The sequence below is a fragment of the Pseudomonas sp. LBUM1678 genome (assembly GCF_059695575.1).
Genome location: NZ_CP166775.1, coordinates 1,089,724 through 1,116,376 on the forward strand (window position 1 = coordinate 1,089,724; position 26,653 = coordinate 1,116,376).

23 protein-coding genes are annotated in these 26,653 nt (G+C 59.3%); 12 read left to right on the forward strand and 11 right to left on the reverse strand.

Annotation, left to right across the window (positions count from 1 at the left end; all coding sequences use genetic code 11):
- Positions 1-9 precede the first annotated feature (9 nt).
- The 6 genes from ACA070_RS04775 to yaaA form a co-directional block, all read right to left on the reverse strand.
- Positions 10-1,497, reverse strand: coding sequence for an alginate export family protein (locus ACA070_RS04775; protein WP_497450239.1), 1,488 nt, complete (start codon positions 1,495-1,497; stop codon positions 10-12).
- A complete protein-coding gene (gene algK / locus ACA070_RS04780; protein WP_497451911.1) occupies positions 1,494-2,873 on the reverse strand; it encodes an alginate biosynthesis TPR repeat lipoprotein AlgK in 1,380 nt (459 codons plus the stop codon). Before algK ends, ACA070_RS04775 begins: the two co-directional genes overlap by 4 nt.
- A 138-nt stretch (positions 2,874-3,011) precedes the next feature.
- The gene (locus ACA070_RS04785) at positions 3,012-4,181 is read right to left on the reverse strand and encodes a PilZ domain-containing protein (RefSeq protein WP_497450240.1); all 1,170 of its coding nucleotides are present in this window, start codon (positions 4,179-4,181) and stop codon (positions 3,012-3,014) included.
- 36 nt (positions 4,182-4,217) lie between these two features.
- Positions 4,218-5,699 carry a mannuronan synthase gene (gene alg8 / locus ACA070_RS04790; protein WP_497450241.1) on the reverse strand — a complete coding sequence of 494 codons (1,482 nt, stop codon included), beginning with the start codon at positions 5,697-5,699 and terminating at the stop codon, positions 4,218-4,220.
- A gap of 121 nt (positions 5,700-5,820) precedes the next feature.
- Positions 5,821-7,137 (reverse strand): nucleotide sugar dehydrogenase, encoded by a 1,317-nt coding sequence (locus tag ACA070_RS04795; RefSeq protein ID WP_497450242.1) that lies wholly within the window; start codon positions 7,135-7,137, stop codon positions 5,821-5,823.
- Positions 7,138-7,945: 808 nt separating this feature from the next.
- Complete coding sequence (gene yaaA, locus ACA070_RS04800) at positions 7,946-8,725, reverse strand: peroxide stress protein YaaA (RefSeq protein ID WP_497450243.1); 780 nt, start codon at positions 8,723-8,725, stop codon at positions 7,946-7,948.
- 265 nt (positions 8,726-8,990) lie between these two features.
- On the opposite strand from yaaA, the gene ACA070_RS04805 reads away from it, so the two are divergent.
- The 6 genes from ACA070_RS04805 (at position 8,991) to ACA070_RS04830 (ending at position 14,353) form a co-directional block, all read left to right on the forward strand.
- Positions 8,991-10,115, forward strand: coding sequence for a polysaccharide deacetylase family protein (locus ACA070_RS04805; protein WP_497450244.1), 1,125 nt, complete (start codon positions 8,991-8,993; stop codon positions 10,113-10,115).
- Positions 10,116-10,464: 349 nt separating this feature from the next.
- Positions 10,465-11,859 (forward strand): PhoH family protein, encoded by a 1,395-nt coding sequence (locus ACA070_RS04810; protein ID WP_109628080.1) that lies wholly within the window; start codon positions 10,465-10,467, stop codon positions 11,857-11,859.
- Positions 11,860-12,089: 230 nt separating this feature from the next.
- On the forward strand, positions 12,090-12,563 hold the full coding sequence (gene moaC / locus ACA070_RS04815; RefSeq protein ID WP_059406245.1) for a cyclic pyranopterin monophosphate synthase MoaC: 474 nt from the start codon (positions 12,090-12,092) through the stop codon (positions 12,561-12,563).
- Positions 12,560-12,802, forward strand: coding sequence for a molybdopterin converting factor subunit 1 (gene moaD / locus ACA070_RS04820; protein WP_497450245.1), 243 nt, complete (start codon positions 12,560-12,562; stop codon positions 12,800-12,802). Before moaC ends, moaD begins: the two co-directional genes overlap by 4 nt.
- Positions 12,803-12,804: 2 nt before the next feature.
- Positions 12,805-13,257 carry a molybdopterin synthase catalytic subunit MoaE gene (gene moaE / locus ACA070_RS04825; RefSeq protein ID WP_461979689.1) on the forward strand — a complete coding sequence of 151 codons (453 nt, stop codon included), beginning with the start codon at positions 12,805-12,807 and terminating at the stop codon, positions 13,255-13,257.
- A gap of 319 nt (positions 13,258-13,576) precedes the next feature.
- A complete protein-coding gene (locus ACA070_RS04830; protein WP_497450246.1) occupies positions 13,577-14,353 on the forward strand; it encodes an ABC transporter substrate-binding protein in 777 nt (258 codons plus the stop codon).
- 134 nt (positions 14,354-14,487) lie between these two features.
- Here ACA070_RS04830 and ACA070_RS04835 read toward each other — a convergent pair whose 3' ends face one another.
- The 5 genes from ACA070_RS04835 to ACA070_RS04855 form a co-directional block, all read right to left on the reverse strand.
- Positions 14,488-15,114: a helix-turn-helix transcriptional regulator gene (locus ACA070_RS04835; protein ID WP_497450247.1), complete on the reverse strand. Its 627-nt coding sequence runs from the start codon at positions 15,112-15,114 to the stop codon at positions 14,488-14,490.
- Between the two features lie 90 nt (positions 15,115-15,204).
- Complete coding sequence (locus ACA070_RS04840) at positions 15,205-16,332, reverse strand: NAD(P)/FAD-dependent oxidoreductase (RefSeq protein WP_497450248.1); 1,128 nt, start codon at positions 16,330-16,332, stop codon at positions 15,205-15,207.
- Positions 16,333-16,470: 138 nt separating this feature from the next.
- Entirely contained in the window at positions 16,471-17,418 is a 948-nt protein-coding gene (locus ACA070_RS04845) for an ornithine cyclodeaminase family protein (RefSeq protein ID WP_497450249.1), read from the reverse strand.
- 126 nt (positions 17,419-17,544) lie between these two features.
- Positions 17,545-19,032 carry an ATP-dependent RNA helicase RhlB gene (rhlB, locus tag ACA070_RS04850; RefSeq protein WP_497450250.1) on the reverse strand — a complete coding sequence of 496 codons (1,488 nt, stop codon included), beginning with the start codon at positions 19,030-19,032 and terminating at the stop codon, positions 17,545-17,547.
- An 85-nt stretch (positions 19,033-19,117) separates the two neighbouring features.
- Complete coding sequence (locus ACA070_RS04855; RefSeq protein WP_497450251.1) at positions 19,118-19,774, reverse strand: alpha/beta hydrolase; 657 nt, start codon at positions 19,772-19,774, stop codon at positions 19,118-19,120.
- A 467-nt stretch (positions 19,775-20,241) separates the two neighbouring features.
- On the opposite strand from ACA070_RS04855, the gene ACA070_RS04860 reads away from it, so the two are divergent.
- The 6 genes from ACA070_RS04860 (at position 20,242) to ACA070_RS04885 (ending at position 26,649) form a co-directional block, all read left to right on the forward strand.
- Positions 20,242-21,273: an amino acid ABC transporter substrate-binding protein gene (locus tag ACA070_RS04860; protein WP_497450252.1), complete on the forward strand. Its 1,032-nt coding sequence runs from the start codon at positions 20,242-20,244 to the stop codon at positions 21,271-21,273.
- A gap of 65 nt (positions 21,274-21,338) precedes the next feature.
- Complete coding sequence (locus ACA070_RS04865) at positions 21,339-22,520, forward strand: amino acid ABC transporter permease (protein WP_497450253.1); 1,182 nt, start codon at positions 21,339-21,341, stop codon at positions 22,518-22,520.
- A 10-nt stretch (positions 22,521-22,530) separates the two neighbouring features.
- Positions 22,531-23,628 (forward strand): amino acid ABC transporter permease, encoded by a 1,098-nt coding sequence (locus ACA070_RS04870; RefSeq protein WP_497450254.1) that lies wholly within the window; start codon positions 22,531-22,533, stop codon positions 23,626-23,628.
- Positions 23,629-23,656: 28 nt separating this feature from the next.
- Positions 23,657-24,421 (forward strand): amino acid ABC transporter ATP-binding protein, encoded by a 765-nt coding sequence (locus tag ACA070_RS04875; RefSeq protein WP_497450255.1) that lies wholly within the window; start codon positions 23,657-23,659, stop codon positions 24,419-24,421.
- A gap of 277 nt (positions 24,422-24,698) precedes the next feature.
- Entirely contained in the window at positions 24,699-25,358 is a 660-nt protein-coding gene (locus ACA070_RS04880) for a FadR/GntR family transcriptional regulator (RefSeq protein WP_497450256.1), read from the forward strand.
- Positions 25,348-26,649, forward strand: a complete 1,302-nt coding sequence (locus ACA070_RS04885; protein ID WP_497450257.1) for a CynX/NimT family MFS transporter — start codon at positions 25,348-25,350, stop codon at positions 26,647-26,649. Before ACA070_RS04880 ends, ACA070_RS04885 begins: the two co-directional genes overlap by 11 nt.
- Positions 26,650-26,653: the final 4 nt, after the last annotated feature.

Genomic DNA, 26,653 nt, shown 5'->3' on the forward strand with positions numbered 1-26,653 from the left:
CGGTTCGCATCAGAAGCGCCAGATCACGTCGATAAACGCGCGGTGCATGTACGAGTCGACGCCTTTGCCATACGCATCGCCCGGCTTGAATACACCGCCACGCAAACGCACGAGGGCCGAAGGCTCATCGATCGACTGACTCAGGGAGGCCGGTAACAGCCCTTGTTTGAAGTACTTGGTGACGACCACGTCCATTTCCTGGCCGAGGTCTTTGTTGCCATCCTCCAGCGGCAGGGAGGTGCTGGAGAGCACGGCGCCGGTCACGTCGTCGGTGTCGTTCTGCACGGCGTTGATGCCGTTGCTGCCGACCGGCTTGTTGCCGTCGACGCGCCAGAATTTGTGGTAGATCACGCTGGCGTCGTATTCGTCGTTAAGCATCCACGAACCGAACAACGTAGCGGTTTGCATGTTGTTCATTTCGCCGCGGAAGGCTTCACCGAAACGGTGAACGCGGGAGCGAGTACCGGTGTAGTTCGAGCGGTTGCTTTCCAGGCCGTTCTGTTCGTAATCGGCGCTGGCGCGGGCATAGGCTGCACCGACTTGCCATTGCGGATCGAGGCGCAGACGCACGCCCAGGTCAGTGGCCCAGCCATCGACGTTGCCGCTGGTCTTGGCTTGTGCGGGCGGAGTGCCGTCGGCGTTCAGCGGATTGACCGTGTCGCGGTCGCCGCTCAAGCCGGTGACGCTGCCCCAGTAATTGACGGTGTTGGTGTTGCGCCAGTTGTAGGCATCGCTGTCGGCGGTCAGGCCGATCCAGCTGATGTCGCCGTTCTCTTTCTTGTCCAGAGAATCGGCGGGAACACCAGGTTGCGGATAGTCGAGCTTGCCATCATCGTGGGTGTGATGACCGCGAATGCCGACCCAGTTGCCCGGCGTCCACTGATACGCCGCATCGGCGTAAGCGTGCAGGCGATCCTTGTCTTTTGGCGCCAGTTCGGTGAGGTCGGTGCGGTATTCGCTGAAGCGTTCGGCGACACCGGCGTTGGCGCGCAACAGGGTGGTGTCGAAGGTCCAGTTCAGGGCTTCGATGTTGGTGTCGCGCCATTGGCCGTCGTCGTTGCGCAGGCGTTGGCGACCGAGCTTGAGGATCTCGCCAGGGTACGGCGTCAAGCCGCTGTAGCCGACCCAGAACTCGCGCATCGCCAGGTAGTTTTTCTTGCTCTTGCGATCACCGTTGTCGGTGGCCTGGGTGCCGTCGCTGTCGGACTGCTGCAGCGTGTCGGTCTCGATGATGTCGGTAGACGTCACGGCCTGACCCATGGCGTAGCCGCTCCACGCGCCGCTCTCGCCGTAGATCCATGGACGCAGGTCGAGGCCGACGCCGTTGACGTCGCCGCCGCTTGCGGTACCCAGGTCGGTGTCGTCTTCGGACTGGGCGGTGACTTTGACGTCAAGGCCGTAGTTCTGGGTTTCTGTCAGGGCCGCCAGGGTCGGGCATGACCACAAGAGGGCGAATGACAGGCCGATACCGGCCTTCACGAATGGATTCAACTTCATAGGGATTCCTCGCCGTCTTCTTCTTGCAGGGCATGCAGTTCCAGCGTGTTCTGGCTCAAGGCACCACGAACGGCCTGTTCTTGTTTCAACAGGCGTTGGGCCTCTTTGATCTGGGCAGGCGGCAGTTGTGCTTCGAGTGTTTGCGCAAGCTCGGTGGCTTGCGGGGTGTTCTGCGCCTTGGCCAATTGGCTGAAGACGTAAGCGTTAAGCGGGTCGGGCTTGGTGCCCTTGCCTTGGGAAAACAGTTGGGCAATGGCGAAGTCGGCGCTGTTCTGGCCGTTGCGCGCAGCCTTGAGCAGGTGGTCCAGCGCTTTCTGCGAATAGACCTTGCCCAGGTAACCGCGACGGTAGATCTGGCCGAGGTAGTAATCGGCGGCCACTTCTCTGTCGACGGCTTTCTTGAAGTGTTCTTCGGCAGCTTTCGCGTCGGCGGGCACCATTTTGCCTTCGTAGTAAAGCTTGCCGAGCAACAGTTCGGCACGCGGCTGGTCGGCAGCGCGGCCGTTGTCCAGGTACTTCATCATCGTGTCGACGTCGCCCAGTTCCGGGAAGTCGTAGAGCAATTGCGCGAGGCTGACCCAGGAAGCGGGGTAGCCCGGAGCGATGCCTTCGAGCAGCGACTGTGCGGTTTTCTCGTCGGTCTTGCCCAGGCTTGCATCGCCCAATACGCGGGCAACGCTGTCCACGCGTTGAGCGGTGACTGTGCCGCGGGCATGAGCGGCTTGCATCTGCTTGATCAGCTCGGCCTGTTGCTCAGGCTTGGCCTGTTTCTGATAGACCGTGGCCAGTTCGACGTAGCAGATGTCGGTGGTGTTCAACGCGGCCTTGCAGATGGTTTCCACTTCGTCCAGGTGCTGGTCGTAAGTGCCTTGGGTGCGATAGAGCAGCACCTGGGCCAGGCCCGCTTCCGGTTTGCCTTCGGCGCGCCATTGGCTGATCTGCTGCTGGGCGTTGACGTTCGGGAAGCTGTGCGGGTATTGCAGATACAACATTGCCAGCGGGATCAGAGTGTTGCCTTCGCCAGCGGCCGAGGCTTTTTTCAACAGGCCTTCGGCTTCGTGCTGTTCGGCTTCGGTAGACCCCGGCTTGGCCACCAGCAGGCGACCCAGGCGAGCCTGGGCCCGCGGCGAAACGCTGGCCGCGGCGCGGTAAGTCGCCTCGGCCTGTTTGATTTGTGCCGGGTCACGGCTGTCGACCTGGATATCGGCCAGGCCAACCTGTGCTTCGCTGTAACCCAGGTCTGCCAGTTGCTGGTAATTCTGCGCCGCCAGCGCGGTGTCGCCGCGCTTGAGGGCTTCGTTGGCCAGACGCTGGTCGGGCAGGCCGGCGCAACCGGCGAGGCTCACGGCCAACGCCAAAGCACACACCGCACCCATGTGGGAGCCAGCCTGCTGGCGATTCAATCGACTCGGTACATAAGACAAACCGCGGCGATCCCATCGCGAGCAGGCTCGCTCCCACAGGGACTGCGGCGTATTCGAGATTTTTGAGATAGTCACGGGCATGTCCTCTGCTTAAAGACCGGAAGCCATGGCTTTGTCGATCAGCCAGTTCAGGTTCGGACCACGGGAGCTGTTCACTTCAACCGGGCGACCGGCGAACTTGCTGTCCAGCGGCTCGTCGGGCTGGATCAGCACGCGGATGTCGGAGGAAAGGTCGGCGCTTTTCAGGCTGGTGCTGCTGACGATTTTGCCGGTGCGGGTGGTGTCTTCGCCGGCGATCTGGAAGCTGACCGTGTTGCCTGGACGTACATCGGCGAACTGGCGATAGGTGAAGCGTGCTTCAACGTTGGCTTCGCTGTTGCGCGGCACCAGTTGGAAGATCACGTCGCCTTTGCTGGCGTACTGACCGTTGGCGACCATTTGCTGGGCCACGGTGCAATCGCACGGCGAAGTCAGGGTGCCGGTCATTTGCTTGCCGAACAGCTCTTCAACCTTGGCCGGTTGCAGTTGATTGTCGTCAAGATGACCCTTGAGCACATCGAGCATGCTGGTGCTGAACGTCGCGAGCGGAGCGCCTTTGGCGGCAACGCCGTCGGCCTTGATCAGGCTCTGCACGGTGCCGTCGCGCGGCATGGTGATGTTCATGCCCGGCACGCTGACAAGGCCAGCCTGGGCGTGGCTGACGAAGTACATGCCGTACACCGACTTGAAGATGAAACCGAACGCCGCCAGGCCGACGAGGAAAATCGCCAGGCTGAACGTCACGGCGCGCAGGCGACCGAACGCGGTCATGCCGTGGCCGCCGTCCTTCATCTTGCGCGCCTTGGTGAAGTTGTCGCGCTGCAGGGTTGCCAGCATTTCACCCATGCTGACGATGTCGCCGGCCAGGTGCGAGGTGATCAAGTGGCGCAGGGTCGAGATGTCTTGTGGTTCCAGGTTCTGGAACTGGCAACCGGCACGACCGGTCGGGCGGTCGAAGGAGCGCACTTGCAGCTCCACGTCCATGGCCAGGCCGAGGTTATCGATGACGAATTGCAGGCGAGCCTTGTACACGTCGCCGACTTTCAGTGGCAGCTGACCGGCGTTGAAGGCCAGACCGCCAGCGGAAAGGTCGATCACTCGAGCTTCCATCGGGGTCCGGTCGGGACCGAAGAAGCGCAACTTGGCCGGGATTTTCACTCGGGCGTGTTGGCGCTGGGCTTCTGACTCATGCACTACGTTGGCGTTGACGGCGGTATTCATAGGGGCGTTTTCCTGGTTAATTCAATAAGGGGGCGGTCAGACCATCATCAGCAGCACGGCAACAAAGATGCTGCCGGCGGAGAAGGTCATGGTCCGAGACGACCAGGTGTTGAACCAACGTTGAAAGCTGGCGAGGTCACGGGTCAGGGAAGTGGGCTGGCGAGTCCAGGACTGTTGGTCGAGGCGGAAGAACACGTAGATCTTCACCAGCGCGCCGACGATCTGGTTGTAATAGAGAATCGCCGGGTAAGCCGGGCCGATCCGGTGACCGGATAACGACAGCAGCACAGTCAGGATCAGGCGGGTAATGCCGATCCACAGCAGGTACACGAGGATGAACGCAGTGCCGTACTTGAAGCTGGCGATCAGCGCGACCGTCAAGCCCAGCAACGAGGTCCACATCGACACGCGCTGATCGAACAGCACCACCGAGGTGAACATACCGAGGCGTTTAACCCCAAGGCCCAGGGCGCGGGCGTTCTGGCGCAGGTTGTTGCCGTACCAGCGGAACATCAGTTTGCGACTGGCCTTGATGAAACTTTTTTCCGGCGGATGCTCCACGGTGTGGATCGCGGCGTCCGGCACGTAGAACGTGTCGTAGCCCAGGCGCATCAGGCTGAACCAGCTCGACTTGTCGTCACCGGTCAGGAACTTGAAGCGGCCCAGGCGCCAGTGTTGCAGCGAGTCGCTTTCCACGTCGGCGATGAAGTCCGGGTTTGTGACCACGGTGGCGCGGAATACCGACATCCGGCCGGTCATGGTCAGCACGCGCTTGGACAGGGCCATCGAGCACATGTTGATGTGGCGCTGGGCGAATCGCAGTTTGTGCCACTCGCTCATGATGTAGCCGCCGCGCACTTCGCAGAACTCGTTGGTGGTCAGGCCGCCGACATTGCCGAACAGCTGGAACCACGGCACGGTCTTGAGCACGGTGCCCTCGGCGAGCACGGTGTCGCCATCGATCACTGCAACCACTGCGCGGTCGTCCGGCAGGTGGCGGGAGATGGCGCGGAAACCGTAGGCCAGGCCATCACGCTTGCCGGTGCCGGGAATGCGCACGAAGTCGAGCTTGACCCGATCCGGCGGATTCATCCGGGACCAAAGACTTTTCACCAGCTTCTCATCGGACATTTCGACGATGGAGCACACCATGGTGGTCGGCAGGCCGCAGTCAATCGCTTCGCGGATCACCGAGGCATAAACCTGGGCGGTGGTCAGCGCGTCGATACGAAAACTGGTGACCATCAGAAACACATGGGACGGGTTTGCCGCATCACCCAGCTTGCGCACTTTGCGCCGCAGGTGCGGGTAGACCACGTACAGAAACAGCATGCCGCGCACAAAGTGCGTGGCGCCCATCGAGTAGCGCCAGATGCCGATGAAACCGATGAGGAAGATAAAATCCTTCGAATCGGAATCGAATGTGGACGCAGGCAACGCCATGGCGATGCCCATCAATAAACTTAGGTAAAACAGCCAACCGGCGGCCTGAAGTAGGCCGTGCTTTAGCCTGTGCATAATCTGCATCCGTCTCTATCTCGGGCGAGCCTGTGGGGTGGCCCGATGGGGTTAAGGCAGGCGAAAAAGCCGGGAGGGTTGCGGGCCTTGTGAGCGCCGCAATCCCTCCCGATACCGCTTGTTACCAGCAGATGCCTTCGGTGCGGCCGCTGACGCTGGTGGCTTTGGACATGAAGCCAACCAGGTCGACGACTTGCTTGCCGTGCGGAGCGTTCTGCGCCAGGGCGCGGAATTTCTCGTCACGGTTGCCGAGGATGATCACGTCGGAGTTGGCGATCACGTCGTCGAAGTCGGCGTTGAGCAAGGACGAGACGTGAGGGATCTTCGACTCGATGTAATCCTTGTTCGCGCCGTGGACACGGGCGTATTCGACATTGCTGTCGTAGATGCTCAGGTCGTAACCCTTGCCGATCAGCATTTCCGCCAGATCAACCAGCGGGCTTTCGCGCAGGTCATCGGTGCCGGACTTGAAGCTCAGGCCCAGCAGGGCGACTTTGCGTTTGTCGTGGCTGGAAACGATGTCGAATGCGTTCTGTACTTGCGACACGTTGCTGCGCATCAGCGAGTTCAGCAGCGGCGCTTCGACGTCCAGGGAACCGGCACGGAAGGTCAGGGCACGCACGTCTTTCGGCAGGCAAGAACCGCCGAACGCGAAGCCTGGGCGCATGTAGTACTGGGACAGGTTCAATGTCTTGTCCTGGCAGACCACTTCCATCACTTCGCGACCATCGACACCGACAGCCTTGGCGATGTTGCCGATCTCGTTGGCGAAGGTCACCTTGGTGGCGTGCCACACGTTGCAGGTGTACTTGATCATCTCGGCGACAGCGATGTCCTTGCGGATGATCGGTGCGTCGAGCTCTTCGTACAGCGCTTGCAGAACGTCGCCCGAAGCCTTGTCGAACTCGCCGATGACGGTCATTGGCGGCAGGTCGTAGTCGGCGATCGCGGTGCTTTCACGCAGGAACTCAGGGTTCACTGCAACGCCGAAATCAACGCCGGCTTTCTTGCCGGAGCAGTCTTCAAGAATCGGGATGACAACGTTTGCGACCGTGCCCGGCAAAACGGTGCTGCGAACCACGATGGTGTGGCGGGTGGTCTTGTCACGCAGGACAAAACCGATCTCGCGGCACACGGCTTCGATGTAGTTCAGTTCCAGGTCGCCGTTTTTCTTGCTCGGCGTACCGACGCAAATCATCGACAGGTCGGTGTCGCGAATAGCCTCGGCGAAGTCGGTCGTGCCGCGCAATTTGCCCGTCTCGATGCCCTTCTTCAGAAGTTCGCCCAGACCCGGTTCAACGATCGGCGATTTACCGGCGTTGATCATATCGATTTTGTCTTTGGCAACATCGACGCCAACGACGTCATGGCCCCGTGCAGACAGGCAACCGGCACATACTGCGCCGACGTAACCCAAACCAAATATGCTGATACGCATCGCAATTACCTCTGTGTTTTATCAAGCCATTACATGGCCGGAGTTAATGGTGTTCAGCGGTATAGTGCACTCGAAAGTGCGGCTTACAGGCGCCACAGTGCCGCGTGCAGGCATACAAAGTTCCGAGTGTCTAAATAAGTGAACTCAAAATGTGCGCAACTAGGCCTTATTATTTTGATATGCCCTGTTATGCAGCCGATCTTCTAATCAGAAGACATTCGTGCAATGGTCTTGCGCGCTCAATGCCAGGCAGAAGCCCGTAAATCAAGCGGTTGGGTGCTCAGATGAGCACGTTTATAGGGGCGCTGCCTTGGCCTTGAAGGGGATATTGATTAGCGTATCTCCTGTCCTTTATGTGTCGCCCAAATCAGAGGTCCAGTGCGCAGAAGTTTATGTGACAACTTCGCTACGTGACTCTCTTCTCTGCGTAAGTTATCTCGCACAAACGCTGGGAGAATCGTTACGGGTGTTATGAGCTACGCATTTGGACATAGTTCCGGTCCGCCCATCGCGAATTCTGAAATTTCTTGAAATATTGAGAAAGATGGCACTGCTCTCATATTGATAGCACTTGCCGTTTGGCCCTTTATATATAGGCCGATTATCGGGTTGGATAGTTTTGTGCCACTACCGATAAAAATTTTCAGTGCCACTACTGAAAAAAATCATCAAAGTCGAGTGAAACAATAGTTAGAAAATTGAGTGATGTATTTTTGGCGCCAATATGTAGGCAAGTAAGGCGGGGGATTGTTGGACGATCAGACGGCGGTGCACGACGTTTTTTTGCTGTCGTGCACCGTGCGGGTGCTTACTCTGGCGCGTGATCGCGCAGGAATACCAAATGGTCCGGTTTAGATTGCTCGGCGCTGTAGCGATAGCCTTGAACGTCAAATTTTTTGAGGTCTGCCGGGTCGTTGACGCGCTCTTCAATGACAAAACGGCTCATCATTCCGCGCGCTTTTTTGGCGTAGAAGCTGATGATCTTGTATTGGCCGTTCTTCAAGTCCTTGAAGTCGGTATTAATGATGCGCGCATTCAGGGCGCTGCGTTTGACCGCCGAGAAGTACTCGTTGGAGGCCAGGTTCAGCAGCACGTCGTCGCCCTGATCGGCCAGTGCTTCGTTCAGCCATTCGCTGATCCGCGTGCCCCAGAACGCATACAGATCCTTGCCGCGGGCATTCGCCAGTTTGGTGCCCATTTCCAGTCGATACGGTTGCATCAAATCCAGAGGTCGCAGCAAGCCGTACAGGCCTGAGAGCATGCGCAAGTGCTGTTGGGCGTAATCGAAATCGGCTTCGCTGAAGGTTTGTGCGTTCAGGCCGGTGTACACGTCGCCCTTGAAAGCGAGCAAAGCCTGTTTGGCGTTTTCTGGTGTGAACGCGGGCGTCCAGCTGCCGAAACGCGCGGCGTTGAGGCCGCCGATCTTGTCAGAGACGTGCATCAACTCGCTGATCTGCGCTGGCGTCAGGTCGCGCAGCTGCATGATCAGCTCCTGGGAATGGTCGAGGTATTGCGGCTGGGTGAAGCGCTGGGTCGTCGGCGGTGTTTCGTAGTCGAGGGTCTTGGCGGGGGAAATCACCATCAGCATGAAGTCGTCTCCTTTAATCGTGGGGGCGATTCTAGGGGGTTGGGACGGTTGACTCCAGCTATCAGCGTCATAGGTGATCGGTGGTGCTGCGCAAAAAACTGTGGGAGCGAGCTTGCTCGCGATGACGGCAGCTCACCCAACATCAATGTCGCCTGAGATACCGCTATCGCGAGCAAGCTCGCTCCCACAGGGGTTCAGTGTTGCTGCAGGAATGTGGGCCAGATCAGCTATAGTGCCGCGCGGGTTTTGTTATGGAGACATCCCATTGCGTATCGTTTTTCTTTTATCGGCCTGGCTCTTGAGCTTCGGTGCCATGGCGGCGCCGGGTGATGTGGCGACGCTTGATCGCAGCACCTGGCCGGAACAGCTCAGCAGCCCGACGCTGTTCGACGTCGCATCACGCGCCGAAATCCTCATGTTCGCCCGCGTGTTGCTGGCCAGCGAGTCGCTGGATGAGCCCGCCCTGGCGCAGCGCCTGGGTCTGCGGACCCTCAATCTGGAGTCCGTCAACAACCTGCGTCAGCGCCTGTGGCAGCGCCTGCTCGCCAACTACAACTTCGCCCAGCAGAGCTGTGATCAGGATGCTTCCTTTTGTTTCCTCGTCGAGGACATGGACACCCTGCGCCAGCAAGCGGCCAAGTTTCAGGTCAGCGACGACAGCTACTACATAAAGTGGTCGGAGCCGAGCCGGTTGTTCCACGCCCAGTATCTCGACGAGCAACTGCGCAAGGCTGCACTGTTTCCGCAGACCAGCAGCGAAGTCGATCGTTTTGGCGACTATGAGCGCAACGGCGACGAGATGCATGACCGGCTGTTTTTGCTGACCTTCGACAGCGCCGCCAATGTCACGCCGGACAACACCGGCTGGGTCGCGGAGTACCTGCGCAAGTCGAACATGAGCGGCACGTTCTTCGTGCTGGGCAAAGACACCCAGGCGCGTCTGGCCGAGCGATCGGTGGCCAGTCTGCAAGCGACGTATTCAGCGCAGTGCATCGGCGTGCAAGGCTGGGAATTTCGTTCTCACAGCCACTGGCAGGACTGGCAGGATTCGGTGCGCCGCAGCGTCGAGCTGGTCAAAAGCAAACTGCCGGAGAATTACGTGCCGCTGTTTCGCCCGCCCGATGGCCAGCGTCGCTCGGATGCCGAAGGCTTCTTCAAGGCTCAGGGTTTGCAGGTGGCCTTGTGGGACATCGATGCCCAGGACGGCGCCGGCAAGCTCAAGGGCAACCCCAGCGCCCAGCGCGTGTTGACGCTGATGCTGCTGTGGCGACACGGGGTGATTAACTTCAATGTGAAGCAGGATGCAGTGAAAACGGCGATGCCCTGGCTCATTACGCAAACGGCGCAAAGCGGGATCGGTTGGGAGGATTGTCAGGACGCGTTTCGCTGAAACCGTAAAAAGCCCGGAATCATTGAGGAGGAGGGCAAGTCGGGGTGATTTTCGTGAAGATTTCGATGCAGGCGGACTTCCGACTTTAACGGGGTGATGGCCATCCGCCTAGTGCTATTGGTCACTCTGAAAAATAAACTTCAAAAAAGCGTCAAAGTACTTTTTTCTGTCATGGGTTTTGGAGTATTACGAAGACAGACCGCCGAAACCTGCAACACAGGTGGCGTCTCCCAAGACCCAGTTTGTGTGAGCAGTTCACTTGAATCATCACAGGTGAATTCGGTAGTCACTTCGAGGCGCAGCACCGCCAAGGTATTGCGTCGAATGGCTCCCACAAAGGTGACCGAGTATGGATGATCACGGACGTAGTTCTTCCTCCAACCAGCCAATCCTTTATGTACTCGATACCAACGTATTGATTCACGATCCAAACGCCCTGCTTAACTTCGAAGAACACCACGTTGCCATCCCTATGACCGTGCTTGAGGAGCTGGACAAGCTCAAGAGCGGGCATCACAGCGTGGCTGCGGAATGCCGTCAGGCGATTCGCCTGATCGACAAGACGCTGGGCGATGCCAGCCCCGAAGACGTCGAGCTTGGCGTGCCGATCCAGCGTGGCAAAAGTGGGCCGAAGGGTTTGCTGTCAATTCTGATGAGCAAGCGTGCCGAGCCGAACATCATTCTTCCCGAACACCTGAACGACAACATCATCATCAACCAGTTGATTGACCTGCACGCGCGCGAGCCGAAACTGCCCGTGGTGCTGGTCACCAAAGACATCAACATGCGCCTCAAGGCCCGGGCGTGCGGGATCGCGGCCGAGGACTACAGCACCGACCAACTGGTTGACGACGTCTCGCTGCTGCCCAATGGTTATCACAACATGGACGGCTCCTTCTGGGATCGCGTGAAGAATGTCGAAACCCGTCAGGACCACGGCCGCACCTGGCATCAGGTGCAGCTGATCGACAACCTGCCGGCTGTGCATATCAATGAGTTCATCATCGATGAACAGGGTTTTGTCGGCTGGATCAAGGAGATCGAGGAAGACCGCCTGCTGATTCTCGACCTGCATCAGGAGCCCCTGTTGCACCAGGAAGCCTGGGGCCTGAAACCGCGTGACATCTATCAGAGCCTCGCGCTGTACGCCTTGCTCGATCCAGACATCCACCTGGTCAACCTGACCGGGGCCGCTGGCTCGGGTAAAACCATCCTGGCCCTGGCGGCGGCGATCGAGCAGACCATGGTCAGCAAGCGCTACCGCCGGATTATCGCGACGCGCAGCGTGCAGGGTCTGGACCAGGAAATCGGTTTCCTGCCCGGCACTGAAGCGGAAAAAATGGAGCCTTGGCTGGGGGCCATCACCGACAACCTCGAAGCCTTGCACATGGATGACGAAAACACCCATGGCAGCGTCGATTACATCCTCAGCAAAGTGCCGTTGCAGTTCAAATCCCTCAACTACATTCGAGGCCGCAGCTTCCAGCAGAGCCTGATTCTGATCGATGAATGCCAGAACCTGACACCGCACCAGATGAAAACCATCATCACCCGTGCTGGCGCCGGTTCCAAAGTGGTGTGCCTGGGCAACCTGGCGCAGATCGACACCCCTTATCTGTCCGCGACCAGTTCCGGGCTGACATACCTGACCGAGCGCTTCAAGGATTTCCCGAACGGTGTACACATCACCCTGCAAGGGGTGCCACGTTCGATTCTGGCCGAATACGCCGAATCGCATTTGTAACCGCGTCACCAGAACCGGGCGGCCCCAAAAGCCGCCCGGTTTTTTTATGCCCAATACAAAACCCTTGTAGGAGCGAGGCTTGCCCGCGAAGAGGGCGGCACAGCCAACATCAACATGCCTGACACACCGCCTTCGCGGGCAAGCCTCGCTCCTACAAGGACATTGCAATCAAACGTGCGGAAAATTGACCCGCAGGTTTACAATCGACGCTCCTGATCAGGAGTAACCCCGTGCTGACTCATCTCGATTCCCAAGGTCGCGCCAACATGGTCGACGTCACCGAAAAAGCCGTGACGTTCCGTGAAGCGACGGCCCAAGCGCTGGTGCGCATGCTGCCCGAAACCCTGCAGATGATCGTCAGCGGCGGTCACCCCAAGGGTGATGTGTTCGCCGTGGCGCGCATCGCCGGCATTCAGGCAGCGAAGAAAACCAGCGATCTGATTCCTCTGTGCCATCCGCTGATGCTCACCGGCGTTAAAGTCGAGCTCAGCGCCGAAGGCGATGACACCGTGCGCATCGTCGCGCGCTGCAAGTTGTCCGGGCAGACCGGCGTCGAGATGGAAGCTCTGACCGCTGCCAGCGTCGCTGCGCTGACCATCTACGACATGTGCAAGGCCGTGGACCGTGGCATGACCATCGAAAGCGTGCGCTTGCTGGAAAAACTCGGCGGCAAGAGCGGCCATTTCCAGGCAGATCAGCCATGAACGTCACCGTGAAGTTTTTTGCCCGTTACCGCGAAGCGCTCGGCGTGGATTCGGTAAAGGTTGAAGGCGATTTCGCCACGGTCGACGATGTGCGTGCGCTGCTGGCTCAGCGTGACGGTGCCGATGTGCTGAGCGAGCAGAACCTGATGTGCGCCCGCAACGAGGACCTCTGCCAGCTCGACGAGCCGGTGACTGAGGGTGATGAAGTGGCGTTCTTTCCAACCGTCACCGGGGGCTGATCATGGCGATTCGCGTGCAGTCCACGGCGTTCGATCCGGGCGCTGAAGTCAATGCCATGCACGCCGCCAATGTCGGCGTCGGCGCGGTGGTGAGTTTCGTCGGCTACGTGCGCGACTTTAATGACGGGCTCGATGTGGCCGGGATGTTTCTCGAGCACTATCCGGGCATGACCGAAAAAGCCCTCGGCAAAATCGCCCTTGAGGCCGAGCAGCGCTGGCCGCTGCTCAAGCTTGAAGTGCTGCACCGGATCGGCGCCCTGGAACCAGGCGAGCCGATCGTCTTCGTCGGCGCCGCCAGCGCCCACCGCCAGGCGGCGTTCGACGCCTGCGCCTTTGTGATGGACTACCTGAAAACCCGTGCGCCGTTCTGGAAGAAGGAAAACACCCGTGACGGATCGCGTTGGGTAGAAGGGCGTGACAGTGATCATGCAGCGGCGGATCGCTGGAAGCAGTAGATCTTCAGTGTTCTCAGGTACGCCATCGTCGGAACGCCGCCCGGAGCAGGCTCGCTCCCACAGGGGATCTTCGTCGTACACAACATTTGTGTTCCTGGAGATCAACTGTGGGAGCGAGCCTGCTCGCGATGGGGTCATCCGCTTCACCCAATAACTCCCTGACTCACCACCCGACCATCGGCCAGATTCAACTGTGTCCGCTCGATTGACGATCTATACATAAAAGTCCAGTATGGAATTATAAGTACAAAAAAGGCTTCTCCCGTTTCTGCTCTTCATCTGTCTTGCCAAACCAACAACAACCCGCGAGAGAACGAACATGAAGAAATTCCCCCTCATCACCGGTCTGGCGCTGAGCTTGTTGGCGTGCAGCACGCTGTTCGCCGCCGACAAGACCTTGCGCATCGGTATCGAAGCCGCTTACCCGCCCTTCGCGTCCAAGACCGACAAAGGCGAGATCGTCGGTTTCGACTATGACATCGGCAATGCCCTGTGCGCGCAGATGAAGGTCAAGTGTGTGTGGGTCGAAGGCGAGTTCGACGGTCTGATTCCTTCCCTGAAAGTGAAGAAAATCGACATGGCGCTGTCGTCCATGACCATTAACGAAGACCGCAAGAAGTCGGTCGACTTCTCCCACAAGTACTACTTCACTTCATCGCGTCTGGTGATGAAGGAAGGCGCGGCCATGGATGACCAGTACGCCAGCCTAAAGGGCAAGACTGTCGGTGTGCAGCGTGCAACCACCACTGACCGTTACGCCACCGAGGTTTTTGAACCGAAGGGCATCAACGTCAAGCGCTATGGCAACAATGAAGAAATCTACATGGACCTGGCAGCCGGTCGCCTCGATGCCATTTTTGCCGACACCATTCCGCTGAGTGACTTCCTGGCGATGCCGCGTGGCAAGGGCTATGCCTTTACCGGGCCGGAGCTCAAGGATCCGAAGTACGTGGGCGAGGGCGCCGGGATTGCGGTGCGCAAGGGCAACAGCGAGTTGGTCGCTGAGCTGAACACGGCCATCGACGGTATTCGTGCGAGTGGCGAGTATCAGAAGATTTCCGAGAAGTATTTCAAGTCGGACATCTACGGCGACTGATAAATCGCCTTCGCGGGCAAGTCGGATCGCCGCCCGCTCGCTCCTACAGAGAAACGCGTTCCCTGTAGGAGCGAGCGGGCGGCGATCCGACTTGCCCGCGAAGAGGCCCGTTCAGCCAGCGCACATCTCAGGGCTTAACCCTTCAATTCCTTCAAATGCTTGTAAACAGTCGCCCGCCCCATGTTCAGCACATTGGCCACATAGTTCGAAGCGCTTTTACCCTTGAAAGCCCCTTCGGCGTGGAGCGCCAGCACCAGTTCGCGTTTATGGTCGCGCGTCAGCAGGTTCAGGCTCAGCTGACGTTCGCGCAGCCAGGCGTGCAGAAAGGTATTGATCCGCTCTTGCCAGTCATCGCGAAACAGTGATTCCGGCTGCGGAATCAGCTTGCTTGGCGACAGGAACAGATCCAGCGCAGCCTTGGCATTTTCGAACAGCGAAATGTTCAGGTTGATGCACAGCACCGCCAGCGGATGGCCGTCGCTGTCGCGCAAGACACTGCTCAGGCTGCGAATCTTCTGGCCATCCCAATTGAGCTTTTCGTACGGCCCGATGTTCCGTTCGCTGACATCGTCGCTGAGCATATCCTCCAGCGCTGCGTCATCGCCTACTTCCCGCTTGGACAGATTGTTGGCGATGTAATCGATTTTTTGCGTGCGCAGGTCGTGCAGCACCACCTCGGCATGAGGGAAGAACAACGTAGCGATCGCATCGGCGATTGCCCGGTAGTTGTCCAGGGCCGGGTCTTTTTCAGGTGCGTTCATACAGTGGAGCTCCAGGCAGCGTCAGCGCCCTGCAAAAAGGGCGCTGGAAGTTTGCCGCAATCGTGTCGGCACGTCACCTGAGGATGACAATCAGCCCAGGCGAGCGGGGGAGAGCATCTCGGCGTCCAGGCCGAAACGGCTGAGCTGTTCGGGCAAGGTTTCACCGCGTACCAGCGCAGCGCCGGCCTGGCCCATGGCGGGTGATGTCTGGATGCCGTAACCGCCTTGTGCCGCGACCCAGAACAGCCCGGGCACGTGTTGATCGAAGCCGCAGATCAGATCGCCGTCAGCGACGAAGCTGCGCAGGCCGGCCCAAGTGCGGGTCGGACGGCGGATGGTCAGGGTGGTGGCTTCTTCGATCTGGTAGATGCCCATCGCAATGTCCAGCTCTTCTGGCTGCACGTCGTGGGGTTCGACCGGGTCGGCGTTGGCCGGTGAACCGAGGAACATCCCCGCGTCGGGCTTCATGTAGAAGGATTCGTCGAGGCTGACCAGCATCGGCCAATGGTGGATGTCCACGCCCTCGGGGCCGGCAAAAATGAACGCCGCACGACGCTTCGGTTGCAGGCCCAGCGGCTTGGCGCCGGCCAACTCGCCGATCTTGTCGGCCCAGGCACCTGCCGCGTTGATGATGGTCGGTGCGCTGAAGGTCTGACCGTTGGTTTGAACCTGCCACAGGCCTTCGGCAGTACGCGTCAGGCTCAACACTTCGCTGTCGGTATGGACTTCGCTTTTATTGCGACGGATTCCGCGCAGATAACCCTGGTGCAGGGCATCGGTATCGATGTCACTGGCGGTCGGGTCGTAGATCGCGCCGTGGACTTTTTCCCTACGCAGGATTGGCAGGCGCACGCAGGCTTCATCGGCACTGAGCAGTTGCATCTCCGACACCGTGGCCTTGGCGCTCAGGTATTGATTGTTCAGCTCGGCCGGGTCGCCGGTGAAGTCCACGGTCATCTCTCCGCGCGGAGTCAGCAGCGGGTGTTCGCAGAAACCGGTGGGCGGCGCGTCGAAGAAGTCGCGGCTGGCCTGGGTCAGCGCGCGAACCTGCGGTGTGCCATAGGCCGCGGTATACAGGGCGGCGGAGCGTCCGGTGGAGTGATAGGCCGGATGGGACTCGCGTTCGAGCACGATCACCCGGGCGTGTTGCGACAGCCAGAAACCGGTGGAAGCGCCGGCAATCCCGCCGCCGATGATGATGAAGTCTGCCTGGCTCATGAACGTCTCCTGTAGTGCGCAAATCGGGTGCTTTGGTAGGAGCGAGGCTTGCCCGCGAAAGGATCGCCGCGGTCGGTCAGATACACCGCATCATCGTTCTTCGCGGGCAAGCCTCGCTCCTACAAGGGTTCGGTGGTGTCAGGGTTTAAGGCGGTAGATGGCATTGGCCAGCGCGATGTCTTCCAGGCCCAGTCCGATGGAACGAAAGAACACGTGACGGTTGTAGTCAGGACGCTGCACCTTGCCGCTGAGCAGATCAGGCAGGTCGCCAACGATCGTGTTCTTGTCCCAACCATGTTGCTCACCGGCAATCAGCATTTCGCCCGCCGACCCCGGAGTGGTCTGACGATAGTCGCAGAACACTTGCATGTCATTGAGGCTCTGCGGCGGTACTTCATGGGCGCGCGGGGCGTTGGTGCTGATGGAGGTGATCAGCGCCGGTTTGCTCAAGCGTGATGGGTCGATCACCGGGCCTGCGGAGGAGGTGCAGAGCATGATCACGTCGGCGTCCTGAATCGCCGCTTCGCGACTGTCGGCGATGGTCAGGCGTGGATCGAGGCTTTTGAGCTGTGCCAGCGTTTCAGGATTTTTATCGCTCAGGCTCGGCGAATAGAGGCTGATGCTCTGCCAGTCGCGCAGATTCTTGACGTAATGCAGATGCGCCTGAGCCACCTTGCCGCTGCCGATAATCGCCAGGCGTTGCACCTTCAACGGGGCGAGGGCATCGACGGCGACGGCGGTGGTCGCGGCCGTGCGTGCGGTGGTCAGCTCGCCGGCATCGCAAAGCAGCAACGGTTGGCCGGTCTGCATCGACATCAACAACGTCCAGGCGGTCACCAACGGACCTTGCTCACGCACGATGTAAGGCGACGTCTTGACCCCGTAGACGCCATCTTCAGCCAGCACGCCCAGGTAGTTGATGAAATCGCCAGCGCCCTGAGGGAATTCCACCCACTGTTGCGCTGGTTGTACCGCTTGCCCGGTGGCCAGGTCGCGGAACAGCTTGCGCAGGATCTGCGGCACGTCGACCTGCGCCAGCAGTTCGCGGGCCTGGGATTGGGTGATCACGTAAGGCGTACTGGACATGGTCGGCTCCGGGCGCTGAAAGTAAACTAATTTGTCTATTATGGACTTTTAGTTGTCTCGAGCAATATCGGGGCGAAAAAAAAGCGCAGCCCGTTGCCGGCTGCGCCCTTTTCAGTAAGGCCCGAGTTACGGGCGCTTACGCTCAACTGCCCGCAGTAGATGCGTCGGCGGCGTTTCACAGCTGATTTTCCGACCCAGCAACGCCTCGATAGACGGTAGCTGGTAGGAGTCATCTTCACCGGCGAAGCTGATGGACACGCCATCTGCGCCCGCACGACCGGTACGACCGATGCGGTGCACGTAATCGTCCGGGACTTCCGGCAAGGTGAAGTTGATCACGTGGCTGATGCCGTCAATGTGGATGCCGCGACCGGCCACATCGGTGGCGACCAGCACGCGGATCTTGCCTTCGCGGAAACCTTCCAGGGTCTTGATGCGTTTGTGCTGCGGCACATCGCCGGACAGCTGCGCAGCGTTGACCCCGTCACGCACCAGACGTTCTTCGATGCGCCGCACTTCATCCTTGCGGTTGGCGAAGACCATCACCCGCTCCCAGCCGTTGTCGTTGACCAGGTTGTAGAGCAGTTTGTATTTGTCGGCACCGGCAACGGCGTAGATGTGTTGCTCGACGTTTTCGCTGGCCACGTTCTGCGACTCGATCTCGACGATCGACGGGTCGGTGGTCCATTGCTTGGCGAGGTTCATCACGTCTTCGGTGAAAGTCGCAGAGAACAGCAGCGTCTGACGTTCGTCCTTCGGCGGCGTCTGGCGAATGATCTGACGCACCTGTGGGATGAAGCCCATGTCGAGCATCCGGTCGGCTTCGTCCAGCACCATGACTTCGACCATGTCCAGATGCACGTCGCCGCGCTGGTTGAAGTCGAGCAGGCGGCCCGGGGTGGCCACGAGAATGTCGCAGTGACGGGCTTCGAGGTGCTTGAGCTGCTTGTCGAAGTCCATGCCACCGACAAACGTCATGACGTTGAGGCCGGTGTACTTGGTCAGGTCGGCGGCGTCCTTGGCGATCTGCACCACCAGTTCGCGGGTCGGCGCGATGATCAGTGCCCGCGGTTCACCCATGTAGCGTTCCTTGGGTGGCGGGGTTTCCAGCAGTTGCGTGATGATCGAAATCAGGAACGCGGCGGTTTTGCCGGTGCCGGTCTGGGCGCGACCGATGGCGTCTTTGCCCGCGAGGGTGAAGCCCAGCACTTGCGCCTGGATCGGCGTGCAATACGGGAAGCCCAGGTCCTGGATGGCGTGCATCAGTTCCGGAGCAAGTTTGAAATCGTGGAAACGGGTTTTGCCTTCTTGGGGGGCGACGGCGAAGTCTTCGAGTTTCCAGGGAATGACCGGCGCTTTCGGTTTCGGTTCGCGACGCGGCTTTGCAGGTTTCGGTGTTTCGCTGCGCGGTGTCTCGGCGGCGAAAGTCTCTACAGGTTGGGTGGCCGGTGTGGTCACAGGCTCGTGTTTCGGTGCCGCTACGGTTGCGGTCCGGCCAGGCTGATTACCGTCGGTGCGGTGGCTGGGGATGTGAGACGGAGCGCTGGAAACTGGCGCGAGCTGCTCAGTCTCGCTTTTACCGAACATTTTCTTGAGTGCTTTGAGCACGGTCATCTCATCGATTGGTTAAGGAATATACGCCGGCCAGTGTAATGCAAGAATCGGGCGCGGCGTAGTGGGATGGATCAATGGGTAGCTTTTAGCGTAAACGCTCAGCCAGCCAGACGCCGATGTCGCGAATTTCTTCGGGTAACACTTCGTGGCCCATTGGGTATTCCTGCCATGTCACGGTGACACCATGGTGCTTTAAATACTCGTAGGCGGACCGGCCCATGGCGTTTTGAACGACGTCATCGTACTGGCCGTGCAAAGACAACACGGGAATGCGCTGCTGGCTGGCGGAAAGCTCCAGTTCATCACTGAATGTCGGTGCATAAGTGGAGAGGGCAAGTACGCCACCCAACGGCCCCTGCCATTTCAGGAACGCGGTGTGCAACACGACGGCGCCACCCTGTGAAAAACCTGCCAGAAAAATCCGCGAGGCGTCTATTCCGCTGGCCTTCTGTTCTTCTATCAAATCAAAAACTCTTTGCGCCGACGCCTCCAGCTGCTCACGACTGATTGCGCGCGCGGGGCTCATGGCCAATATGTCGTACCAGCTCGGCATCTCGTATCCGCCGTTGATGGTGACGGCGCGGGTCGGTGCCTGGGGAAGAACGAAGCGGGTGGTCAGCAGGCTTTCCTGCAAGGCTTCGGCCACCGGCAGGAAGTCGTAGCGGTCAGCGCCCAGGCCGTGCAGCCATATAACGCAGGCGTCTGCGGGCTTGACGGGTTGAAGAATCAAGGGCTCGGTCATGGCTGCTCCAATTTTGTGCGTGCGCTCTCATTCAGTGCGAGAGGTGAGTGCGCGTCAGGTTGATCCGTTAAGAAGATGTCGCAAGGGTACAAGTTTTGCTATTGACCTGTCGCCGAACGGCTTTGGCGAGCGGTCTGGTACGGGCTTTGCTATGGGAAAGCCTGTACTGAAAATCCCACGCCTGGCGGTAACACTATCAGGCCATTGTAGTTGGTGGGATAGCAAGAATCCGGTGATGGATGTTCGCCAGCGGCCGCTACGGGCTTCGCGAACGTGAAAGGGCTACAGCCCGTTCGGCCGATTGGTGAGAAGTGAGTGGTCCATGATTTGGATTTTCTCCTACTAGACTCATAGCGCAGGTCCTACGTCGGTTGACCCCAAAAAAAGCCAACACGGGTCGACTACGCCTCATAAGGGTGCGACAGGACTCAAGCTCCGACACAACAAGAGCAAAACTGGAGGTTTGAATGAAGATGTTGAAATCCACCCTGGCCATCGTGACTGCAGCCGCAGTACTCGGTGTCAGCGGGTTCGCTCAGGCGGGTGCAACCCTGGATGCAGTGCAGAAGAAAGGTTTCGTACAGTGCGGCGTCAGCGATGGCCTGCCTGGTTTCTCGGTTCCGGATTCGACTGGCAAGATCGTTGGTATCGATGCTGACTACTGCCGCGCTGTTGCTGCTGCCGTATTCGGCGACGCGACCAAGGTCAAGTTCAGTCAGTTGAACGCCAAAGAGCGCTTTACCGCGCTGCAGTCTGGCGAAATTGACATTCTGTCGCGCAACACCACCATGACCAGCTCCCGCGATTCGGGTATGGGCCTGAAGTTTCCTGGCTTCATCACTTACTACGACGGCATCGGCTTCCTGGTAAACAACAAGCTGGGCGTTAAAAGTGCCAAAGAGCTGGACGGTGCAACCATCTGCATCCAGGCCGGTACCACCACCGAGCTGAACGTTTCCGACTACTTCCGCGGCAACAACCTGAAGTACACCCCGATCACCTTCGACACCTCCGACGAAAGCGCCAAGTCGCTGGAATCCGGTCGTTGCGACGTACTGACTTCCGACAAATCCCAGCTGTTCGCCCAGCGCAGCAAGCTGGCTTCGCCGAAGGACTACGTCGTTCTGCCGGAAACCATTTCCAAGGAGCCACTGGGCCCGGTCGTGCGTAACGGCGACGACGAGTGGCTGGCAATCGTTCGTTGGGTTGGCTACGCCATGCTCAACGCCGAAGAAGCAGGCGTCACTTCGAAAAACGTCGAAGCTGAAGCCAAGGGCACCAAGAACCCGGACGTCGCTCGTCTGCTGGGCACCGACGGTGAATACGGCAAAGACCTGAAAGTGAAGAAAGACTGGGTCGTGCAGATCGTCAAGCAGGTCGGCAACTACGGTGAAGTGTTCGAGAAAAACCTCGGCAAGGGCACTCCGCTGGAAATCGACCGCGGGCTGAACGCCTTGTGGAACGCTGGCGGCATTCAATACGCACCACCAGTGCGCTGATGGTTCTATCACCCGGTAGGCCAACTGCCGGGTGATGTTCTGTTCCATTACATCCGGGGCACTTCATGCAAAATTCAATCGGCGCACCAAAGCAGAGGCTCAGCCTCAGCGATCCCAAAGTGCGTGCGTGGCTATTTCAGATCATCACCGTTGTGGCGGTGGTCGCGATGGGCTGGTACCTGTTCGACAATACGCAGACCAACCTTCAACACCGGGGCATTACCTCCGGTTTCAGCTTTCTGGAGCGCAGTGCCGGTTTCGGCATCGCCCAACACCTGATCGACTACACCGAATCGGACAGCTATGCCCGGGTGTTTGTCATCGGCCTGCTCAACACACTGCTGGTGACCTTCATCGGCGTGATCCTGGCGACGATCCTCGGGTTCATCGTCGGCGTTTCAAGACTGTCGAAGAACTGGATCATTGCCAAGGTGGCGACTGTTTATGTGGAAGTCTTCCGCAACATTCCGCCGCTGCTGCAAATCCTGTTCTGGTACTTCGCGGTATTCCTGACCATGCCGGGGCCGCGCAACAGTCATAACTTCGGCGATACCTTTTTCGTCAGCAGCCGCGGCCTGAACATGCCGGCCGCACTGATGGCTGATGGTTTCTGGGCGTTCGCGGTCAGCGTCGTCGTGGCCATTGTCGCCATCGTGCTGATGTGCCGCTGGGCCAATAAACGTTTCGAAGCGACCGGCGTGCCGTTCCGCAAGTTCTGGACCGGCCTGGCGATTATCGTGGTGATCCCGGCACTGTGCGCGTTGATCTTCGGTGCGCCTCTGCACTGGGAAATGCCCAAGCTGCAAGGCTTCAACTTCGTTGGTGGCTGGGTGCTGATCCCGGAACTGCTGGCGCTGACCCTGGCCCTGACCGTATACACCGCGGCGTTTATCGCCGAGATCGTGCGTTCGGGCATCAAGTCGGTCAGCCACGGCCAGACCGAAGCGGCGCACTCGTTGGGCCTGCGCAACGGTCCGACCCTGCGCAAGGTGATCATCCCGCAAGCCCTGCGCGTGATCATTCCACCGCTGACCAGCCAATACCTGAACCTGGCGAAGAACTCCTCGCTGGCGGCCGGTATCGGTTATCCGGAAATGGTGTCGTTGTTTGCCGGTACGGTGCTGAACCAGACCGGGCAGGCGATCGAGGTGATTGCCATCACCATGAGCGTGTACCTGGCGATCAGTATCAGCATTTCCCTGCTGATGAACTGGTACAACAAGCGCATTGCGCTGATCGAGCGGTAAGGAAAAGCGCATGAGTACTCATACTTTCAAACCCGACATGCCCCCACCGAGCAGCAGCATCGGTGTGATCGCATGGATGCGCGCGAACATGTTCTCCAGCTGGCTCAACACCCTGCTGACCCTGTTCGCGTTCTATCTGATTTACCTGGTGGTCCCGCCGATCCTGCAGTGGGCGATCCTGGACGCCAACTGGGTTGGCACCACCCGCGCCGACTGCACCAAGGAAGGCGCCTGCTGGGTGTTCATCCAGCAGCGCATCGGCCAGTTCATGTACGGCTACTACCCGCCGGAACTGCGCTGGCGTGTAGACCTGACCGTGTGGCTGGCGGTCATCGGTGTGGCACCGTTGTTCATCTCGCGCTTTCACCGTAAAGCGGTGTATGGCCTGAGCTTCCTGGTGCTGTACCCGATCATTGCCTGGTGCCTGTTGCATGGCGGCGTTTTCGGCCTGACCCAGGTGGCCACCAGCCAATGGGGCGGCCTGATGCTGACCCTGGTGATCGCGACTGTCGGCATTGCCGGCGCGTTGCCGCTGGGGATTGTCCTGGCCTTGGGCCGTCGTTCGAACATGCCGGCGATTCGCGTGGTCTGCGTGACCTTCATCGAATTCTGGCGCGGCGTACCGTTGATCACGGTGCTGTTCATGTCCTCGGTGATGCTGCCGTTGTTCCTGCCCGAAGGCATGAACTTCGACAAACTGCTGCGGGCGTTGATCGGCGTGATCCTGTTCCAGTCGGCCTACGTGGCCGAGGTGGTGCGTGGCGGTCTGCAAGCGATTCCCAAAGGTCAGTACGAAGCGGCTGCAGCGATGGGCCTCGGTTACTGGCGCAGCATGGGCCTGGTGATTCTGCCGCAAGCCCTGAAGATGGTAATCCCCGGCATCGTCAACACCTTCATTGCGCTGTTCAAGGACACGAGCCTGGTGATCATCATCGGCCTGTTCGACCTGCTCAACAGCGTCAAACAAGCTGCCGCCGACCCGAAATGGTTGGGCATGGCCACTGAAGGCTATGTGTTCGCGGCCCTGGTGTTCTGGATTTTCTGTTTTGGTATGTCGCGCTATTCCATGCATCTGGAACGCAAGCTCGACACTGGGCACAAGCGCTAAGTCGCTACCTAATTTGGGAAGTTCTGTAATGAGCGAAGCAATCAAAAAGACAGTGAGCCCCGAAGGCATTATTCAGATGCAGGGCGTGAACAAGTGGTACGGCCAGTTCCACGTGCTGAAAGACATCAACCTGAACGTCAAACAGGGCGAGCGAATCGTCCTCTGCGGCCCGTCGGGTTCCGGCAAGTCGACGACCATCCGTTGCCTCAACCGTCTGGAAGAACACCAGCAGGGCCGCATCGTGGTCGATGGCGTGGAGTTGACCAACGACCTCAAGCAGATCGAAACGGTCCGCCGTGAAGTCGGCATGGTGTTCCAGCACTTCAACCTGTTCCCGCACCTGACCATCTTGCAGAACTGCACGCTGGCGCCGATGTGGGTGCGCAAGATGCCCAAGCGCCAGGCCGAAGAAATCGCCATGCATTACCTCGAACGCGTGCGCATTCCGGAGCAGGCGCATAAATACCCGGGGCAACTGTCCGGCGGTCAGCAACAGCGTGTGGCGATTGCCCGTGCCTTGTGCATGAAACCGAAAATAATGCTGTTCGACGAACCGACGTCGGCACTCGATCCGGAAATGGTGAAAGAGGTACTCGACACCATGATCGGCCTGGCCGAAGACGGCATGACCATGCTCTGCGTAACCCATGAAATGGGCTTTGCCCGTACCGTGGCCAATCGCGTGATCTTCATGGACAAGGGTGAAATTGTCGAACAGGCTGCGCCGAACGACTTCTTCGATAATCCGCAGAATGAGCGGACGAAGCTGTTCCTGAGCCAGATTCTGCATTGATCCTGCACAGGCGTTGAAATAAGCCCGGACATGTTCCGGGTTTATTTTTGCCTGAAATTTAAACTTTCTGTGGCGAGGGAGCTTGCTCCCGTTGGGCTGCGCTGTGGCCCCAAGGCGTTGGCAGCGATTGACTATTTTGAGTGCTGCGCACTCAAGCGGGAGCAAGCTCCCTCGCCACAAATTCTGTGTTTGTCTCACCTTGGCGGTTGTTCTCCTTAAGGATGCTGACTAACATGTCAGAAAATTCATCCTATGATTGGATGAAAGGGCGAATCCTATGTCAGACATTTCTCCACTTGTTAAACGATCCTTGGTCGATCAGGCTCTGGATGAACTGCGCCAGCGCATTAATAACGGCGCATGGAAGGTCGGCCAGCGTTTACCCACCGAACCTGAGCTATCAGCGGAGTTGGGCATCAGCCGCAACACCGTGCGCGAAGCCATGCGCGTATTGGCGTTTTCCGGGCTGATCGAAATCCGTCAGGGCGACGGCAGTTACCTGCGGGCGGTGATCGATCCGCTGGACACCATGAAAGCCTTGTCGCGCTGCTCCCACGAGCAGGCTCGCGAGACCCGGCACATCCTTGAAGTCGAAGCCATCGGCCTCGCTGCCCTGCGCAGAACGGACGAAGACCTGGTGGCCTTGCGCGAAGCACTGGGCGTCAGCGGCAGTCATTACCACGGCGATCTCGACAGCTACATCGCCTGCGATCTGGTGTTCCACCGCCGTCTGGTGGACGCCGCGCACAACCCGACCCTTAGCGAGCTGTATCGCTATTTCTCCAGCATCGTCGGCGCGCATTTGCGCCAGACCCTGAACATCACCCCCCGACGCCAAGAGGTGTTCGACCTTCATATCGAACTGCTTGATGCCGTCGAGCAACGCGATCCGGAACGGGCCAAGGCCCTGTCGAGGCAGTTGATCAATGAACCTTGAAACCGAGAACTCCATGTCCAGCGACAACATCACTCAACCCAAGCGCACCGCAGAACTCGAAGAGCTGCTGATCGACGCCGAGGCCGATGACGAAGAGGTCCAGCAGCATCACCCGATCCTGCGGCGTCCGTGGCTGTTGCTGCTGGGTCTGATTCTGGTGGCGCTGAACTTGCGCCCGGCGCTGTCGAGCATGGCGCCGATGCTCAGCGAAGTCTCGAAGACCCTCGCCTTGTCGGCGGCCGAGGCCGGTTTGCTGACGACGTTGCCGGTACTCTGCCTCGGCTTGTTCGCTCCGCTGGCGCCCTTGCTGGCGCGACGTTTTGGCGCCGAGCGCGTGGTGTTGGGCATTCTGCTGATGCTGGCCGGCGGGATCATCTTGCGCAGTTCGTTCGGTGAGATCGGCCTGTTTGCCGGCAGTGTGCTGGCCGGCGCGAGCATCGGTGTGATCGGCGTTTTGTTGCCGGGCATCGTCAAGCGCGATTTCCCGAAACAGGCCGGGACCATGACGGGCGTCTACACCATGGCGCTATGCCTGGGCGCGGCGATGGCGGCGGGTGCCACGGTGCCGTTGAGCGAGCATTTCGACAAGAGCTGGGCCCTGGGCCTTGGTTTCTGGGTAGTGCCGGCGCTGGTCGCGGCGATTTTCTGGCTGCCGCAAGTCGGCCAGAAACACGGCGCACATAACGTTGCGTACAGGGTTCGCGGTCTGTTGCGTGATCCACTGGCCTGGCAAGTAACGTTGTACATGGGCCTGCAATCGTCGCTGGCGTACATCGTGTTTGGATGGTTGCCGTCGATCCTGATCGGTCGTGGGCTGACACCGACTCAGGCCGGTCTGGTGCTCTCGGGCTCGGTGATCGTCCAGTTGGCCAGTTCTCTGGCGGCGCCTTGGCTGGCGACTCGCGGCAAGGATCAGCGTCTGGCGATTGTGGTGGTCATGCTGCTGACCCTCGGCGGTCTGTTCGGCTGTCTCTATGCGCCGATCGAAGGCTTGTGGGGTTGGGCGATCCTGCTCGGCCTGGGGCAGGGCGGTACGTTTAGCCTTGCGCTGACCCTGATCGTGCTGCGCTCGCGCGATGCCCATGTTGCGGCCAACCTGTCGAGCATGGCCCAGGGCTTCGGTTATACCCTGGCGTCGATGGGGCCGTTCGCGGTCGGTATCGTCCATGACTGGACCGGCGGCTGGACGGCGCTGGGCTGGATCTTCGGCGTGATCGGCCTCGGCGCAATTGTTGCTGGCCTCGGCGCCGGGCGTTCGTTGTACGTTCAGGTCGTAAGCGAAAAAGTCTGAGTAA

Coding starts and splice junctions, on each gene's coding strand:
- ACA070_RS04835 (WP_497450247.1), bottom strand. CDS start 15,114: ATGAACGCACCTGAAAAAGACCCGGCCCTGGACAACTACCGGGCAATC.
- ACA070_RS04845 (WP_497450249.1), bottom strand. CDS start 17,418: ATGTCCAGTACGCCTTACGTGATCACCCAATCCCAGGCCCGCGAACTG.
- ACA070_RS04840 (WP_497450248.1), bottom strand. CDS start 16,332: ATGAGCCAGGCAGACTTCATCATCATCGGCGGCGGGATTGCCGGCGCT.
- moaD (WP_497450245.1), top strand. CDS start 12,560: ATGAACGTCACCGTGAAGTTTTTTGCCCGTTACCGCGAAGCGCTCGGC.
- ACA070_RS04775 (WP_497450239.1), bottom strand. CDS start 1,497: ATGAAGTTGAATCCATTCGTGAAGGCCGGTATCGGCCTGTCATTCGCC.
- ACA070_RS04795 (WP_497450242.1), bottom strand. CDS start 7,137: ATGCGTATCAGCATATTTGGTTTGGGTTACGTCGGCGCAGTATGTGCC.
- ACA070_RS04860 (WP_497450252.1), top strand. CDS start 20,242: ATGAAGATGTTGAAATCCACCCTGGCCATCGTGACTGCAGCCGCAGTA.
- ACA070_RS04855 (WP_497450251.1), bottom strand. CDS start 19,774: ATGACCGAGCCCTTGATTCTTCAACCCGTCAAGCCCGCAGACGCCTGC.
- ACA070_RS04810 (WP_109628080.1), top strand. CDS start 10,465: ATGGATGATCACGGACGTAGTTCTTCCTCCAACCAGCCAATCCTTTAT.
- yaaA (WP_497450243.1), bottom strand. CDS start 8,725: ATGCTGATGGTGATTTCCCCCGCCAAGACCCTCGACTACGAAACACCG.
- ACA070_RS04785 (WP_497450240.1), bottom strand. CDS start 4,181: ATGAATACCGCCGTCAACGCCAACGTAGTGCATGAGTCAGAAGCCCAG.
- ACA070_RS04865 (WP_497450253.1), top strand. CDS start 21,339: ATGCAAAATTCAATCGGCGCACCAAAGCAGAGGCTCAGCCTCAGCGAT.
- moaE (WP_461979689.1), top strand. CDS start 12,805: ATGGCGATTCGCGTGCAGTCCACGGCGTTCGATCCGGGCGCTGAAGTC.
- ACA070_RS04885 (WP_497450257.1), top strand. CDS start 25,348: ATGAACCTTGAAACCGAGAACTCCATGTCCAGCGACAACATCACTCAA.
- ACA070_RS04875 (WP_497450255.1), top strand. CDS start 23,657: ATGAGCGAAGCAATCAAAAAGACAGTGAGCCCCGAAGGCATTATTCAG.
- ACA070_RS04870 (WP_497450254.1), top strand. CDS start 22,531: ATGAGTACTCATACTTTCAAACCCGACATGCCCCCACCGAGCAGCAGC.
- algK (WP_497451911.1), bottom strand. CDS start 2,873: ATGGGTGCGGTGTGTGCTTTGGCGTTGGCCGTGAGCCTCGCCGGTTGC.
- rhlB (WP_497450250.1), bottom strand. CDS start 19,032: ATGACCGTGCTCAAAGCACTCAAGAAAATGTTCGGTAAAAGCGAGACT.
- ACA070_RS04830 (WP_497450246.1), top strand. CDS start 13,577: ATGAAGAAATTCCCCCTCATCACCGGTCTGGCGCTGAGCTTGTTGGCG.
- ACA070_RS04880 (WP_497450256.1), top strand. CDS start 24,699: ATGTCAGACATTTCTCCACTTGTTAAACGATCCTTGGTCGATCAGGCT.
- alg8 (WP_497450241.1), bottom strand. CDS start 5,699: ATGCACAGGCTAAAGCACGGCCTACTTCAGGCCGCCGGTTGGCTGTTT.